Genomic DNA, 15,945 nt, shown 5'->3' with positions numbered 1-15,945 from the left:
CGTTTTAAAACGGCGTGTGGGGACAAGGCATGCCATCAACCAACACCGGCGGACCATCCGACGCGGGCAGAAAGCTGCCGCTTCACTGGATAGGTGTGCTGCCATTTGTCGTATTTGTTGCGATGTTTCTGATCATGCCGACGATGAAGATCGTCATCGGTGCATTTCAGGATCCGAGCGGCAGTTTCACCCTCGCCAATATTGCAGGGCTTTTCACGCCGGCGATCATGGGCGCTTTTACGATATCGATAAAAATCAGCCTCGCGTCGTCATTGCTGGGGTGTTTGATCGGTTTTTCCGTTGCAGCCGCCGTCATACTTGGCGGCCTTCCCAATGCGTTGCGCGGGCCACTGATGACCTTTTCCGGGGTCGCGTCGCAATTTGCCGGCGTTCCGCTGGCCTTCGCATTTCTCGCCACACTCGGCCCGGTCGGCATATTGACGGTTTTCCTAAAATCCCAGTTGGGGATAGACCTCAGATTGATGGGCTTCAATCTCATCTCTTTCTGGGGGCTGACAATCACCTATCTCTTCTTCCAAATTCCGCTGATGATACTGATCATCGCTCCTGCCCTGGATGGGTTGAAGCGCGAATGGCGGGAGGCGGCGGAAGTTCTTGGCGCGACGGGAACGCAATATTGGCGATTTATCGCATTTCCCATCCTGCTGCCGTCACTGCTTGGCACATTCGCGCTCCTGTTCGCCAATGCTTTCGGTGCTGTTGCAACAGCAATAGCGCTGACCGGCTCTTCGCTGAATATTGCGCCCATTCTGCTTTTTGCCCAGATACGCGGCGACGTGCTCGGCGATCCCCATCTCGGCTATGCGCTTGCCTTCGGCATGATCGTCGTTACCGGTGTCGCCAACACACTTTATATCTGGCTGCGCGCCCGCAGCGAAAGGTGGCTGAAATGAAGCGTTTCTTCGCCTGGGGCGCGCTGATTTTCGGCCTGCTCTATTTCGCCCTGCCGCTGATCGGCATGACCAACTTCTCGCTGAAAATGCGGCGCGGCGAATACTCATTCGACGCCTATGGCAAGGTGCTGACCGATCCGCGTTTTCAGGAGACCTTCAGCTATTCTGTGGTGATGGCGCTGTTTACCATCGTTTTCGGCGTTCTGCTGGTGGTGCCCACCGCCTATTGGGTGCGCCTGAAACTGCCGGGTCTGCGGCCCTATATCGAATTCGTCACGCTCTTGCCGCTGGTCATCCCGGCCATCGTCATCGTCTTCGGTTATATCCGGCTTTACAACACCTCGAGCTGGCTGCCACTGACCGGCACGAGCTTCGGCACCAACCTGCTTTTGATGTTCGGTTATGCCACGCTGGCCTTGCCCTATATGTACCGCGCCGTCGATACCGGTCTCAGAACCATCGACGTGGCGACGCTGACGGAAGCAGCCCAAAGTCTCGGCGCAGGCTGGACGACCATCCTGTCGCGCATCATCCTCCCCAACGTTCTGGTCGCCGTGCTGTCAGGTGCGTTTTTGACCTTCGCCATCGTTATCGGTGAATTCACCATGGCGGCCCTTTTGAACCGCCCGGCCTTCGGCCCCTACATGCAGCTGCTCGGCGCCAACCGCGCCTATGAACCGGCCGCACTTGCCGTGATTTCCTTCGGCATCACCTGGGGTTGCCTGGGTCTGATCCAACTCGTTTCACGCTACCAGAAGGGCGCGCCTCCCAAGGCCTGAGGACAATATTTCATGAGCTTTTTGACACTTAGCAACATCAAGAAATCCTTCGGCTCCGTGCAGGTCGTGCATGATTTCAACATGGCCATCGAAAAGGGCGAGTTCGTCTCCTTCCTCGGGCCATCGGGCTGCGGCAAGACCACAGTGCTGCGCATGATCGCCGGCTTTGAAACCCCGAGTGGCGGATCGATCGTCATCAACGGCAAGGACCAGACGGCGCTCAGACCGAACCAGCGCAATATCGGCATGGTGTTTCAGGCATATGCGCTGTTCCCCAACATGAATGTCTATGAAAACGTCGCCTTCGGGCTCAAAGTCGCCGGCAAGCCGAAAGCCGAGATCGACGCCCGCGTGAAGGAAATGCTCCAGCTTATCCATTTGGAGCATCTGGCGGACCGTTACCCCTACCAGATGTCCGGCGGCCAGCAGCAGCGCGTGGCGCTTGCCCGCGCGCTCGCGCCGAAGCCGGAAGTACTTTTGCTGGACGAACCGCTCTCCGCGCTTGATGCCAAGATTCGCGTGTCGCTGCGTGAGGAAATCCGCCAGATCCAGCAGAAACTCGGCATCACCACCATTTTCGTGACTCACGATCAGGAAGAGGCCCTGTCGATTTCTGACCGCATCGTCGTCATGAATGGTGGCCGCGCCGACCAGATCGGCTCCCCTTTCGATATCTACAACAAGCCCGCGACCCGCTTCGTCGCCTCTTTCGTCGGCACCCTGAACCTCATCGACGCCACTGTGTTCGATTCCTCATCCAACACCATCCGCGTCGGAGAGCAGCAGATCACCCTCAACAAGCCAGTCGATGCGGCGAACGGCGAAAAAATCACCCTTGCCCTTCGGCCGGAAGCGGGCTCGCTCGGCAGCGATGCGAAAGGCGATGTCGCCATTTCCGGCCTCGTCACCTCCAGCCAGTTCCTCGGCTCCGTCATCCGCACCCGCCTCGATCTCGGCGGCTCGACCCTGTCTTTCGACATGTTCAACGATCCCGGCACAGCACCGCCCGCCGTCGGTGAGCAGGTGACGCTGAAATTCGCAGCCGGCGACCTGATGGTCATCAAGGACTAAAGCGCTTTTCCAGACGTGAAACCGCTTCGCCCATTTGCGGGACATGGTAGAGCAGGTATGACTTCGAACCTGCATACCAAACATGTGAGGCCATAATGCGCGCGCTTTTTTACGAACTCTTCGGCGAAACCCCGGTTGTTGCGTCGCTGCCCGATCCGGAACCGACAGATGGCGGCGTGGTCATCGAGGTAAAGGCGACCGGCCTCTGCCGCAGCGACTGGCACGGATGGATGGGTCATGACCCGGATATCCGCCTGCCGCATGTTCCCGGCCACGAATTCGCAGGCGTGGTCGCCGCCGTCGGCAAAAACGTCACCCGCTTCAAGACCGGCGACCGCGTCACCGTGCCCTTCGTCTCCGGCTGCGGTCATTGCCATGAATGCCGCTCCGGCAACCAGCAGGTCTGCGAGGCGCAGTTCCAGCCCGGCTTCACCCATTGGGGCTCCTTCGCCGAATATGTCGCCATCGATTATGCCGATCAGAATCTGGTGCACCTGCCGGAATCGATGACTTATGCGACCGCCGCCGGCCTCGGCTGCCGTTTCGCCACCTCCTTCCGGGCCGTGACCGATCAGGGACGCCTGAAGGGCGGCGAATGGCTGGCGGTCCATGGCTGCGGCGGCGTTGGCCTCTCCGCCATCATGATCGGCGCTGGCCTCGGCGCGCAGGTCGTCGCTATCGATATAGCCGAAGACAAGCTCGAACTTGCGCGGCAGCTTGGAGCAACCGCCACCATCAACAGCCGCGCGGTTGCCGATGTTGCCGAGGCGGTTCGCGAGGTGACGGGCGGCGGCGCGCATGTCTCTGTCGATGCGCTTGGCCACCCGCAGACCTGCTGCAACTCCATCAGCAACCTGCGTCGGCGCGGCCGCCATGTGCAGGTGGGGCTGATGCTGGCAGACCATGCCATGCCAGCCATTCCCATGGCCCGAGTGATCGCCCATGAGCTGGAGATCTACGGCAGCCATGGAATGCAGGCATGGCGTTATGAGGACATGCTGGCGATGATCGAAAGCGGCAGGCTCGCGCCGGAAAAGCTGATCGGCCGCCACATCACGCTTTCCGAGGCAGCAACCGCCCTGCCCGCCATGGACAGCTTTAAGGAAAGCGGCATCAGCATCATCGACCGGTTCGAATAGTGCAGGCTCCTGAGACCGCCTGAGGTTTAGGGATTTTGCACCGCTCAGGCGCTCCTGCGTCCGAATGTGCGGACCGCAGTGGTTCCTCGGGCAGACGCATGGGCCGGCGATGCTGCCGGGACACGCGCCGCGTGATCCGTCTCGCTATCGCTCCATTGACGGTTTACCAGCTGTTTCTTGCGGACCTCCAGCGGGTCGGGGGTGTCCTCCTCCTCCTGCCGCTTACTTCCCGCAGCTGCGGAGATCGTCGCCAGTCGCGAAATCCACCGCACTAGCTGCATGCCCTTGTGCACAAGCACGAAGATACCAACAATTGCGACCGCTATGATAATCACGAGGTTCCAGGGCGCGTCGCTGGCCCTCGCCGCCCGCTCCATGCGGTCTTTTGTCGTCGGATCAAAACCAAGCGTCGCCTTCAGCCTGGCGATGTCAGCATCGCTGAGTCTGCTGTAACGCTCGCCGCGATACAGCACATAACCGCTCCTATCCCCGCTGTTGAGATAACCAATGTCGAATGCTTCCCCGTCGCGAAGAAAAGGCTCGTTATCCGGCAGATCGTAAACGAGATCGATCGTCTCGCCGCCGCCGAATCCGGGGATGGCAAAAAACCGGGACTTCCGCGCCTCAGCTTCGCTCACGAATATCGCGGAAAATAGAAACGCGACCGAAAAAAGCGCAATATGCTTCATTCACTCTCTCCAACAACAACGAGAATGACAACAACTGGCATTACTGAATTAATTTGAAGTTTATACTTACGATAATATTCTAATCTTAAGATAAGTATTGAATATATCTAATATTGATCGATTTTTTACCAGAAATGTAATGTACTAATTTATAATAAAATGAAATTCGAACGATTCGGCCTGACGTATCTCCGCCAACATGGCAAACCGTTGGTGCGAACAGCGCCCCACGTTAAGCCGCAATCACACGCAATTGCTTTGAGCATAGCGCCGCGATGATGCGACAGAGCGCAACGTCGGCGAACATGACGGATTAGATAAGGAACGCGACATGCTGTTTCTCGATAGCGTAACCATGAAAGAGACCCCGGACGGAAGAGACGACTATCCCTTCTCCGTTCCGGCGCTACGCCACCTGGAACGCCTTGAATTCAAGACGCCGATCACCTTTTTCGCCGGTAATAACGGCTCGGGAAAATCGACACTGCTGGAGGGTCTGGCGGCGGGAATGACGGCCTATGCCATCGGCAATCATGGCCAGGTCAAGGGTGATCTCTATCTCCAGCATGCCGAAACCGTGGCGAAGGCCTTCTATTTTGCCCGCAAAAAATATCCGAAGATCCGCATGTTCCTGCGCGCGGAAGACGTGCTTGGTTATATCCGTCGACAGAACGAGGAAGCACTGGACGATTTTCGTTGGGAGCGGGAAAAGGCTTTAAAAAACGGCGAGGATTTTCCGGAGGAAACGCCGGAGACATTTCGCAGGATTGTCAGGAACAACAGCCTCGACCGGCGATCGCATGGCGAAGGCTTCCTCGATATCATGCATCAGCGCCTGCATGGCGCCGGCCTCTATTTTCTCGACGAACCGGAAAGCCCGCTTTCGCCGCAAAAGCAGCTCGAACTGGCAGCCCTTATCCGCGACGCCGCCGATAGCGGCGGACAATTGATTATCGCTACGCATTCGCCGGTGCTTTTGGCCATTCCCGAGGCCACGATTTATTACTTCGATGAGGATGGCATCACCGAGCGCCTCTATGACGAACTGGAAAACATCAGCTTTCTGCGGCGCTTTCTCGATCGCCCCTCGAAATACCTGAGTGATTGAGCGTCGATAAGGCTTGAAATCGTGCCGCTCTTGCCGCATGCCCATAAGTAATACGTAATTTAGAAAAGAAGCAGCCTCATGTCTCCCACCACCACACCGGCGGCAGCCCGGCCTCTTAACGGTCAGGATTACAAAACTCTTGGCCTTTCGGCCCTGGGCGGCGCGCTCGAATTTTACGATTTCATCATCTTCGTATTTTTCGCCACCGTCATCGGCCATCTGTTCTTCCCGCCGGAAATGCCCGACTGGCTGGTGATGATCCAGACCTTCGGCATCTTCGCCGCCGGTTATCTGGTGCGGCCGCTGGGCGGCATCGTTCTGGCGCATTATGGCGACCGTTACGGCCGCAAGCGGGTCTTCGCCTTCTCCATCCTGCTGATGGCGCTCTCCACGCTGGGCATGGCGCTGATGCCGACGTATGCCACCATCGGCGTGGCCGCCCCCATCCTGCTCATCGTCCTGCGCATGCTGCAGGGCGCTGCCATTGGCGGTGAAGTGCCCGGCGCATGGACCTTTGTTGCCGAACATGTGCCCTTCCGCCGCGTCGGCCTCGCCTGCGGCTTCCTGACATCAGGCCTTTCCTTCGGCATCATGCTGGGTTCGCTGATCGCCTTCGCCATCAACTCGCTCTTCACACCGGAAGACGTGGCCGGTTACGCCTGGCGCATTCCCTTCCTGCTCGGCGGCATTTTTGGCCTCATCGCCGTCTATCTGCGTCGCTGGCTGGAAGAAACGCCGATCTTCATGGAAATGAAAAAGTCGAAGTCACTGACGGACAAGCTGCCGCTTGGCCTCGTGCTAAAGCACCATATGCGCGGCGTGATCATCTCTGCCCTGCTGACCTGGGTTCTCTCGGCCGCAATCGTCGTCACGACGCTGATGACGGCCACCTTCCTGCAGAAGCTTTACGGTTATACCCCGACACAGGCGCTGGCCGGCACCAGCTTCGGCACGTTGTTCCTGATCTTCGGCGTCATCATCGCCGGCGCGCTGATCGACCGTGTCGGCTCCGGCATCTTCTTCATGGGCGCCAGCATCTTCTTCGGCATCGCCACCTTCACCTTCTACAGCTATGCCGGCACATCGCTTCAAACCATGTTCGTGCTTTACGGCGTCATGGGCCTGTCGGTCGGTATGGCCGGCGCGGTGCCATACGTCATGGTCCGCGCCTTCCCGGCCTCGGTCCGTTTCTCCGGCCTCTCCTTCGCCTATAACGTCTCTTACGCCGTCTTCGGCGGGCTGACGCCGATCGGCGTGACAACGGCGCTTGCGATCAACCCCATGGCCCACGCGTGGTATCTAGTCTTCATCGCCGTCCTCGCCTTCTGCATTGGCCTTTACCTCTATCTGCGCGGCAGCGAGGTGGAGAGCCATGTCGGCATCGAGGAACTGGCCGCGTTAAAGTCGTAAAAGACGACATCAACGAAAAGCGCGGGGCATGCCCGCGTCGCTCGACGTCATCCTTGGGCTTGTCCCAAGGATCTAATCACAGTCGATAAAATCGAAACGTTGCAGATGCTCGGGACAAGTCCGAGCATGACGGAAGAGAGGTTTCAGGGCTTAGTCCCTGAAAGCTATTTGACCACCTTTGCCCAAAACCTCACGCCGCGCTATCAATTTCCTCGGCAGCATTCGTCGGTACGTAGTTCAGTACCGGCCCAAGCCAGCGCTCCACCTCTTCCACCGGCATATCCTTGCGGCGCGCATAATCGAGAACCTGATCGCGCTCCACCTTGGCGACACCGAAATAATAGCTTTCGGGATGGCCGATATAGATGCCCGAGACGGAGGAGCCCGGCCACATGGCATAGCTTTCCGTCAATTCCACACCCGCCGCATTGGTGGCGTCGAGCAGGGCAAACAGCGTCTTCTTTTCGGTATGATCGGGCTGGGCAGGATAGCCGGGCGCCGGGCGAATGCCGGCATAGGCTTCGCCAATCAACTCATCGCCGTTGAAGTTTTCCTGCGGCGCATAACCCCAGAATTCCTTGCGCACCCGCTCATGCATGCGCTCAGCGAAGGCTTCCGCGAAACGGTCGGCCAGCGCCTTGACGAGGATTGACGAATAATCGTCATTCGCCCGCTCGAAACGCTCGGCAATCGCTACTTCCTCGATGCCCGCCGTCACCACGAAGCCGCCGACATAATCGGCAACGCCGCTATCGACAGGTGCGACGAAATCCGACAGCGCCACATTGGGGCGACCGTCGCGCTTGGAAAGCTGCTGGCGCAGCGTGAAGAAGGTCGCAAGCTCTTCGCCGCGGCTTTCATCCGTGAACAGCCGGATGTCGTCACCCACGGCGTTTGCCGGCCAGAAGCCGATCACCGCGCGCGGCCGGAACCAGTTTTCCTCGATGATCTTCTTCAGCATCGCCTGCGCATCGCTGTAAAGCTGCCGCGCCGCCTCGCCCTGCTTTTCGTCATCCAGAATGGCCGGGAAGCGGCCCTTCAATTCCCAGGTCTGGAAGAAGGGCGTCCAGTCGATGTAACGGGAAAGCTCTTCCAGATCATAAGTTTCGAACACCCTGGTGCCGAAGAATTGCGGCTTGACGGCGCTATAGGCCGACCAGTCGATCTTGTGCGCATTCTCGCGGGCGCGGGAAAGCGGCAGGCGCTGCTTTTCCCGCTCATTGCGGGCGTGCGCCTCCGCCACCTTGGCATATTCGCTGCGAATACCGTCGATGTAAGCGGGCTTCTGCTCGGCAGAGAGAAGCGCCGACACGACGCCCACCGCACGCGAGGCGTCGGTGACATAGATTGCCTGCCCCGCCTCGTAACGCGGATGGATTTTCACCGCCGTATGCACACGGCTCGTCGTCGCGCCGCCGATCAGCAGCGGAATATCGAAACCCTGCCGCTCCATCTCGGCCGCCACATGCACCATCTCGTCCAGCGACGGGGTGATGAGGCCGGAAAGGCCGATCACATCCACCTTTTCGGCAATCGCCGTTTCGAGGATTTTCGTCGTCGGCACCATCACGCCGAGATCGATGATCTCGTAATTGTTGCAGGCGAGAACGACGCCGACGATATTTTTGCCGATATCGTGCACATCGCCCTTGACGGTCGCCATCAGCACCTTGCCGGCGGCGCTGCGTTCCGCACCGCCGTTCTGGCGCTTTTCCTCTTCCATGTAAGGCAAAAGCACGGCAACCGCCTGCTTCATCACGCGGGCGGATTTCACCACCTGCGGCAGGAACATCTTGCCCGAGCCGAAGAGATCGCCGACCACATTCATGCCGGCCATCAGCGGCCCTTCGATGACGTGCAACGGGCGCTCCGCCTTCTGGCGCGCCTCCTCCGTATCGGCCTCGATATATTCGGTAATGCCGTTGACCAGCGCATGTTCCAGCCGCTTTTCAACGGGCAGCTCGCGCCAGGAAAGGTCCTGAACCTTCGTATCCTTGGCGCCCGTGCCACGGAAGCGCTCCGCGACCTCCAGCAACCGTTCCGTCGCGTCGTCGCGACGGTTCAGCACCACGTCCTCGCAGGCCTCACGCAGTTCCGGATCGATATTGTCGTAAACCGCAAGCTGCCCGGCGTTGACGATGCCCATATCCATGCCGACCTGAATGGCGTGGTAAAGGAACACGGCATGCATCGCCTCACGCACCGGCTCATTGCCGCGGAAGGAGAAGGACAGGTTGGAAACGCCGCCGGAAATATGCGTCAGCGGCATGGTTTCACGGATGGTTTTGGTGGCCTGAATGAAATCCACGCCGTAATTATTGTGCTCCTCGATACCCGTCGCAACGGCAAAGACGTTGGGGTCGAAGATGATGTCTTCCGGCGACAGGCCCGCCTTCTCGGTCAGGAGCTTGTAGGCGCGCGAGCAGATCTCGACCTTGCGCTCATAAGTATCCGCCTGCCCGACCTCATCGAAGGCCATGACCACGACCGCCGCACCGTAATTATGGACGAGCCGCGCCTGCTGGAGAAACTTCTCCTCGCCTTCCTTCAGCGAAATGGAATTGACGATCGACTTGCCCTGAACGCATTTCAGGCCGGCCTCGATGATCTCGAACTTGGATGAGTCGATCATCACAGGCACACGGGCGATATCCGGCTCGGCGGCGATGAGGTTCAGGAACTCCACCATCGCCTTTTCGGAATCGATCAGACCCTCATCCATGTTGATGTCGATGATCTGCGCACCGTTTTCCACCTGATCGCGGGCAACAGCCAGCGCCGCCGTGTAATCACCGGCGGTGATGAGCTTGCGGAAGCGCGCCGAGCCGGTGACGTTGGTGCGCTCGCCGACATTGACGAAGGGAATGTCCTTGGTCAGCACGAAAGGCTCGAGGCCCGAAAGCGACATGAAGGGCTTGTGCTCGGGAATTTCGCGCGGCTTGTAGCCTTTCACAGCCTCCGCAATCGCCCGGATATGCTCCGGCGTCGAACCGCAGCAGCCGCCGACGATGTTGACGAGACCGTCGCGGACAAAGCCCTCGACCTGACGCGCCATCATCTCAGGTGTTTCGTCGTACTGACCGAATTCATTCGGCAGGCCGGCATTCGGATAGGCGCAGACGAATGTATCGGCCACGTCAGACAGTTCCTGAAGATGCGGACGCATGGCGTCGGCACCCAGCGCGCAGTTCAGGCCGATGGTGAAGGGGTTGGCGTGGCGCACCGAGTTCCAGAACGCCGAAGGTGTCTGGCCGGAAAGCGTGCGGCCGGAAAGGTCGGTGATCGTGCCGGAGATCATCACCGGCAGGCGGATGCCCTTGGCCTCGAAACGCTCCTCGCAGGCGAAAATCGCAGCCTTGGCGTTCAGCGTATCGAAAATCGTCTCGATGAGGATGATGTCGGCGCCGCCGTCGATCAGGCCGTCGATCTGCTCGCCATAGGCGATACGCAGATCGTCGAAGCTGACAGCGCGATAACCGGGATTGTTGACGTCAGGCGAAATGGAAGCCGTGCGGTTGGTAGGGCCGATGGCGCCCGCCACGAAACGGCGGCGGCCATCTTCCCGCTCGGCGCGCTGGGCGGCGCGGCGGACAATCGCGGCACCCTCGCGGTTGAGGTCGTAGACGGCATTTTCCATCTCGTAATCGGCCTGCGCGATACGCGTCGACGAAAAAGTATTGGTTTCGAGAATATCGGCACCCGCCATGGCGTAGCGGTAATGGATGTCTTCGATGGCATCCGGCTGGGTCAGGATCAGAAGGTCGTTATTGCCCTTCTGGTGACAGGCACAGCCGATAAAACGATCGCCACGAAAATGGTCTTCGTCAAAACCCAGCCCCTGGATCTGCGTGCCCATGGCGCCATCGAGAATGAGGATGCGTTCGCTGGCGGCATCGCGCAACGCCTTGAAAATTTCCGCGCCGTCACGCTTTGCCCCTTCAGGGCCGAACAGATCGTCAAACACGGGCACACTCCTCATTTCGATTTGCAAGATCGCAAGCCGTCAAGTCACATAAAGATATGTTTATGTCAATATATCTTCAAGAGACAGGCATGGCTTTGCGCAGTTGCAGCACGTTACGAAATATCGCTGACAGATGACAGGTTTATACAGCAAGGATATAAGCCGAAGCAGCAAACCGCATGGAGGAAGAGAATGCCCGAGGACGATCACAACAGCCGCAACTGGAACACCCTGCCCTGGCATCGCCAATGGCTGGTAAAACAGGCCGAGGGACTTTTCGATTTCTTCCAGTATCGTGCCCTCAACCCTGCCGGCGGCTTCTTCGATCTCGATGCCAAAGGCGCGCCGTTGCAGCCAAACGACCCCGTGCGCGGCATTCATGCTTCGGCCCGCATGGTGCATTGCTTCTCCATCGGCCACCTGCTCGGGCGTCCGGGCTGCGGCGATATCGTCGACCACGGCATGACCTATCTCTGGAGCAGGCACCGCGATGGCGAGCATGGCGGTTATTTCTGGCAGGTGAACGATGCCGGCCCAGTGGACGCCACCAAGCAGGGTTACGGCCATGCCTTCGTGCTTCTGGCCGCCTCTTCCGCCAAGATCGTCGGCCACCCACTGGCCGACAAGATGCTGGCCGATATTACCGAGGTTCTGGAAACCCGCTTCTGGGAAGAAAAACACGGCGCCATCGCCGAGGAATTCCATCGCGACTGGTCGCCCATCGAGAATTATCGCGGCCAGAACTCCAACATGCACCTGACCGAAGCGCTGATGGCGGCCTATGAGGTTACCGGCGACAATAGCTACCTCAGCAAGGCGGAGCGCATCGCCGATCTCGTCATCCGCCGTCGCGCCGGCGAGCTGGACTTCCGCGTGCCGGAGCATTTCGACGAGAACTGGACGCTCGACAAGGAGTATCGCGGCAACGAAATGTTCCGCCCCTCCGGCTCCACCCCCGGCCACTGGCTGGAATGGGCGCGCCTCATCCTGCAATTATGGGTGCTGGGCGAGCGCCGCCATGACTGGATGCCGGTGGCTGCGAAATCGCTGTTCGTGCAATCCATGGCGCTCGGCTGGGACCGGGAAAAGGGCGGCTTCTTTTATACGCTCGACTGGAACGACGATCCCGACAAGCGGGCGAAGCTCTGGTGGCCCATGTCCGAGGCGGCGGGCGCTGCCCACTTCCTCAACGAGAACCTGCCGGCGGACAACTTCTATGAAGACAGCTATCGCCGCATCTGGAGCACCATCGCCAACAATTTCATCGACCATGAGAATGGCGGCTGGCATGAGGAGCTGACGGAAGATCTGGTTCCCGCACACACGCTGTTCCCCGGCAAGGGCGATATCTATCACGCGCTTCAGGCCTGCCTCATCCCGCTTTTCCCGGCGACGGGAAGCCTGACGAAGGTGATCAGGGAAAGCGGCGGGGATTATTGAGGCGCTCTGCGCAACCGTCCGTCATGCCGGCCTTGAGCCGGCATCCAGCCACGGCGCGTCTGCGCCCTAAAAGAGTCTTTTGCGATCAATGACTTGATCGCACTGGACCCCGGATCAAGTCCGGGGTGACGATGTATGGCGGCGTCAAAACCCGATGGTTTCTTCGAAATCGTCCCAGGACTGGTACATTTCATAACGCCCGATACCGGGGATCGGCACATGCCCGTAATAGGGGGAAAGCTGAAATTCTGCGGCCGCCTCGCTCTTGCCGGCCACGGCAGCCACATAGATGGCGGAGGCAAGCCCGGTGCGGTTCGCGCCATGTTCGCAATGGATGAGAACAGGTTTTTCCGCATTGCGCAGCACGGCCGCCAGCGTTTCCGAGTCGTCCACCGAGACCTTTTCGCTTGAACTCAGCGGATAATCGACAAGCCGGATGCCGTTGTTCCTGGCCGCAAGGCTTTCGGCATCATACCAGCCTTCACGCTTTTCATCGCGCAGGTTGATGATCGTCTTGATGCCATAAGCCTTGGCATAGGCGGCGATGTCCTTGCCGCTCGGCTGGGCCGAACGATAAAGCTCTCCGGGAATGACTTCATGAAAATTTCCGGTCAGTTGACCGATGCCCATATGCGCACCCGCCAGAACCGGCAGGGCGACAAGGCCGATGGCGGTTATTTTCAGAAACTTCAGAACACTACGCAAAACATCAACCCGCGACATTCATCGAATGGAGGGGGAGATGGCATCGCAAATGGACGAAAACAAGTCAGCGACTGCCCCAGCCAATTCCGTTGCGGGCGATGGCAATTCACCCATCCGCCCGAAACCGCTGTGATGCAGGGATTTTCCGGCCGCCGCTCACCGGCGCGAAATTTTTCAAAATGCCGTGATAACGGGCAGCCATACGAACCGCTCAGTCGAATTCCGCGGAAATGACGGTGACACGCCATTCCAGCCGTTGCGGCTCCACCCTTTCATTGTTGCGCATACGGAATGCCCGGCAGGCCGAGAAAGTCTCCCCGGCTTCGATCCGTCTTTCGCTCACCTGATAGGGATCGAAGGAAACGGAGGCACGGAAGGCCGGTTCGAACCCTTCGAGCGTGTAGGTCAGCCGCTGTACGGCGACATTATTGTCGTTGCGGAAGCTGACGCGGATCGGCAGTGCCGCATCCGGGCAGGCCGCATCGAATCCGGCGCTGGCGGCGATATGGTCGAGCCGCTGGTTGCCGCGCCACCAGTCATAAATCACAAAGGCGGCGGTAACCGTCCAGATCAGCAACAGGCAAATGACAACGGATTTGAGATGCCGCGGAAATGCAATGAGGGCGAGAAGAAGAATGGCGCTGAGAACGGCTCCGACAATCACGTCGCCCCTCCTCCGCTAAAATAAAGCCTCATACGATCTCATCCTCCCATGCCCTTTCCGCCCGCAACGATCCCCCTCACCGGGAAGTCGCAACGGTGTAGTCTCAACCGCAGCTTATGCCGCCGGCGATGCGGCGAAAAACATCGACACCGCCATAGTCTACCACAACTCTATGGTCGCGCCCTGCGCTGTCAAGACAACCAAGCGTGACGTCGGCCCGCCACCCTGCCGGACTTTTGACGAAACGGCGAAGGGAACCAAACACGGCCAAAGACGTTCGCCGCATCAGAACAGCATGGCGGGGCGATAAAAAGCCGCGATCCGTGGCAAGACGGCCAGCAACGCCGGGAGGACACGAGCGCCTCTTGGAACCGCCGAACCCCACCCCATATTAAAAGCAGCTAATCTATGCTATGGATGTCAGTCAGCTCAGGGAGAAAAACGATGAAAACGCTGATCGTAACGTCACTTCTGGCTCTTTCCGCCAGCACCGCAATGGCCGCGGATGCCGTCTACGAAACGCCGGCACCTCCGGTCGCGCAGGAAACCCTGCCGGTCTTCACCTGGTCTGGCCCCTATCTTGGTATCCAAGGCGGCGCTGGCTGGGCGAATGGCGATTTTTCGGCTGGCGGCCCCGTCGCTTCGGATAATTTCAATGGCGGCATTCTGGGTGCCTTTGCCGGTTACAATTACCAGTTCGACAATAATTTCGTCGTCGGCATCGAAGGTGACGTCGATTATAACTGGAACGACAATGACTATGCCGGTGTGCAGATCGGCACCGACTGGCAGGGCTCCGTCCGCGGCCGCGTCGGTTATGCCTTCGACCATGCCCTGCTCTATGCCACCGCCGGCTGGACCGCGACACGCGGCTTCATCGAAACGCCCGGCGCCGGCAAGGACAGCACCACCTTCAACGGCTATACCGTTGGCGCGGGTCTGGACTATGCCTTCACCGACAATGTGTTCGGCAGGCTGGAATATCGCTACAACGATTATAGCGACAAGGACATCTTCGGCATCAACACCGATGTCGACCAGCACACTGTGAAGGTCGGTCTCGGCGTGAAGTTCTGATCGCGACCAATCGACTTCGACAAAAAGCCCGGCCATCCGCCGGGCTTTTTCGTCACTGAAAACCTGAACCGGCTTGAATTCTTACATTCTGAAATCAGAGAAATATGAACTGTGCAGAAATGGAATATTCACAGGCCGTTCACCCGTCCCGTGCCATGATCCGGGCATAATGAGCCTCTATCTCCCGAAGCAGGCTTATGGAGTAGCCCCGATGAAAAAGATAATTCTTTCCACTATTGCCGCGCTGGTCGCCACCGGCAGCATTTTTGCATCCTATGGCAGCGCTGCCGCGCAGGACTATCCCTATCGCCCACGCTATGACCGTGGCTACGACCGCGGCGGCCCACCCCCGCCGCCCTACCGCGAACACCGCCGCCACAATGACGGCGCAGCGATTGCCGGCGGCCTCGCCGCAGGCGTGATCGGCGGCCTGATCGGCGGCGCCATCGCCAATAGCAATAACGGCCCGCGCTACTACGAGCCGCCACCGCCGCCCCGCCCGCGCTGCTGGTTCGAAGACCGCCGCGTTCCCAATTCCTATGACGGCGGCTGGCATACGGAAAGTATGCGGGTCTGCAACTGATAATAAAGATTTCTCGATCCGGCTTGCCCCATCGGCACGCCGGATCGGCTCCGACGCATTCATTCCCCAGCCGGGCTGTGCCATCGGCATAGCAGAGATCACGCGTCAGACGTGACAGACGCGCGCTCGCGAAGAGCCGTAAAACATCCCAAGCAATTGATCTTGAAAGAAAATGGTGGGCCCGGAGGGACTCGAACCCCCAACCAAGCGGTTATGAGCCGCCGGCTCTAACCATTGAGCTACAGGCCCTTTTCGGAAAAACCAGTCCGAAACACCGGTTTCGCAATGGCTCGAATCCGGTGGGTCACGCTCTAACGTAATTTTTTGAGCCCGACAAGCCAATGATGCTTTCGCAAAGCAGTGCCGCCGTATTAGCTACACAATCTAAGGCAATACCCTTCA

13 protein-coding genes and 1 tRNA gene are annotated in these 15,945 nt (G+C 59.0%); 9 read left to right on the top strand and 5 right to left on the bottom strand.

Translation table 11 applies throughout. From position 1 onward, the window contains the following. Window positions 1-29 precede the first annotated feature (29 nt). From PIB16_RS08450 to PIB16_RS08435, 4 genes are all read left to right on the top strand, one after another. Window positions 30-914 (top strand): ABC transporter permease, encoded by an 885-nt coding sequence (locus PIB16_RS08450; RefSeq protein ID WP_078051829.1) that lies wholly within the window; start codon window positions 30-32, stop codon window positions 912-914. Next, entirely contained in the window at window positions 911-1,693 is a 783-nt protein-coding gene (locus PIB16_RS08445; RefSeq protein WP_078051828.1) for an ABC transporter permease, read from the top strand. Before PIB16_RS08450 ends, PIB16_RS08445 begins: the two co-directional genes overlap by 4 nt. A gap of 12 nt (window positions 1,694-1,705) precedes the next feature. Further along, the gene (locus tag PIB16_RS08440) at window positions 1,706-2,764 is read left to right on the top strand and encodes an ABC transporter ATP-binding protein (RefSeq protein ID WP_271045400.1); all 1,059 of its coding nucleotides are present in this window, start codon (window positions 1,706-1,708) and stop codon (window positions 2,762-2,764) included. A 95-nt stretch (window positions 2,765-2,859) separates the two neighbouring features. Continuing rightward, complete coding sequence (locus PIB16_RS08435; protein ID WP_078051826.1) at window positions 2,860-3,903, top strand: zinc-dependent alcohol dehydrogenase family protein; 1,044 nt, start codon at window positions 2,860-2,862, stop codon at window positions 3,901-3,903. Between the two features lie 44 nt (window positions 3,904-3,947). Here the strand turns inward: PIB16_RS08435 and PIB16_RS08430 are convergent, their stop codons facing one another. Then, on the bottom strand, window positions 3,948-4,592 hold the full coding sequence (locus PIB16_RS08430) for a hypothetical protein (protein WP_271045399.1): 645 nt from the start codon (window positions 4,590-4,592) through the stop codon (window positions 3,948-3,950). A 331-nt stretch (window positions 4,593-4,923) separates the two neighbouring features. On the opposite strand from PIB16_RS08430, the gene PIB16_RS08425 reads away from it, so the two are divergent. Together PIB16_RS08425 and PIB16_RS08420 are read left to right on the top strand one after the other, a co-directional pair. Next, window positions 4,924-5,700, top strand: coding sequence for an AAA family ATPase (locus PIB16_RS08425; protein ID WP_271045398.1), 777 nt, complete (start codon window positions 4,924-4,926; stop codon window positions 5,698-5,700). A 78-nt stretch (window positions 5,701-5,778) separates the two neighbouring features. Continuing rightward, the gene (locus PIB16_RS08420) at window positions 5,779-7,110 is read left to right on the top strand and encodes an MFS transporter (RefSeq protein WP_174036252.1); all 1,332 of its coding nucleotides are present in this window, start codon (window positions 5,779-5,781) and stop codon (window positions 7,108-7,110) included. A 190-nt stretch (window positions 7,111-7,300) separates the two neighbouring features. Here the strand turns inward: PIB16_RS08420 and metH are convergent, their stop codons facing one another. Then, window positions 7,301-11,074: a methionine synthase gene (metH, locus tag PIB16_RS08415; RefSeq protein WP_271045397.1), complete on the bottom strand. Its 3,774-nt coding sequence runs from the start codon at window positions 11,072-11,074 to the stop codon at window positions 7,301-7,303. A gap of 192 nt (window positions 11,075-11,266) precedes the next feature. Between metH and PIB16_RS08410 the strand changes: the two genes are divergently transcribed. Then, window positions 11,267-12,514 carry an AGE family epimerase/isomerase gene (locus PIB16_RS08410; RefSeq protein ID WP_271045396.1) on the top strand — a complete coding sequence of 416 codons (1,248 nt, stop codon included), beginning with the start codon at window positions 11,267-11,269 and terminating at the stop codon, window positions 12,512-12,514. A gap of 144 nt (window positions 12,515-12,658) precedes the next feature. Here the strand turns inward: PIB16_RS08410 and PIB16_RS08405 are convergent, their stop codons facing one another. Further along, window positions 12,659-13,219 carry a dual specificity protein phosphatase family protein gene (locus PIB16_RS08405; RefSeq protein WP_080857058.1) on the bottom strand — a complete coding sequence of 187 codons (561 nt, stop codon included), beginning with the start codon at window positions 13,217-13,219 and terminating at the stop codon, window positions 12,659-12,661. 211 nt (window positions 13,220-13,430) lie between these two features. Continuing rightward, the gene (locus PIB16_RS08400) at window positions 13,431-13,883 is read right to left on the bottom strand and encodes a hypothetical protein (protein ID WP_271045395.1); all 453 of its coding nucleotides are present in this window, start codon (window positions 13,881-13,883) and stop codon (window positions 13,431-13,433) included. A gap of 444 nt (window positions 13,884-14,327) precedes the next feature. On the opposite strand from PIB16_RS08400, the gene PIB16_RS08395 reads away from it, so the two are divergent. Further along, window positions 14,328-14,960: an outer membrane protein gene (locus PIB16_RS08395; protein WP_065655776.1), complete on the top strand. Its 633-nt coding sequence runs from the start codon at window positions 14,328-14,330 to the stop codon at window positions 14,958-14,960. A gap of 211 nt (window positions 14,961-15,171) precedes the next feature. Next, window positions 15,172-15,543, top strand: a complete 372-nt coding sequence (locus tag PIB16_RS08390) for a hypothetical protein (protein ID WP_168208047.1) — start codon at window positions 15,172-15,174, stop codon at window positions 15,541-15,543. A 173-nt stretch (window positions 15,544-15,716) separates the two neighbouring features. Here PIB16_RS08390 and PIB16_RS08385 read toward each other — a convergent pair. Beyond that, a tRNA-Ile gene (locus PIB16_RS08385) sits at window positions 15,717-15,792 on the bottom strand. Window positions 15,793-15,945 lie beyond the last annotated feature (153 nt).

The sequence above is a fragment of the Agrobacterium sp. ST15.13.015 genome, from assembly GCF_027871645.1.
Taxonomy (GTDB): Bacteria; Pseudomonadota; Alphaproteobacteria; order Rhizobiales; family Rhizobiaceae; genus Agrobacterium; species Agrobacterium leguminum.
This window is presented reverse-complemented; position numbering and strand designations above follow the sequence as displayed.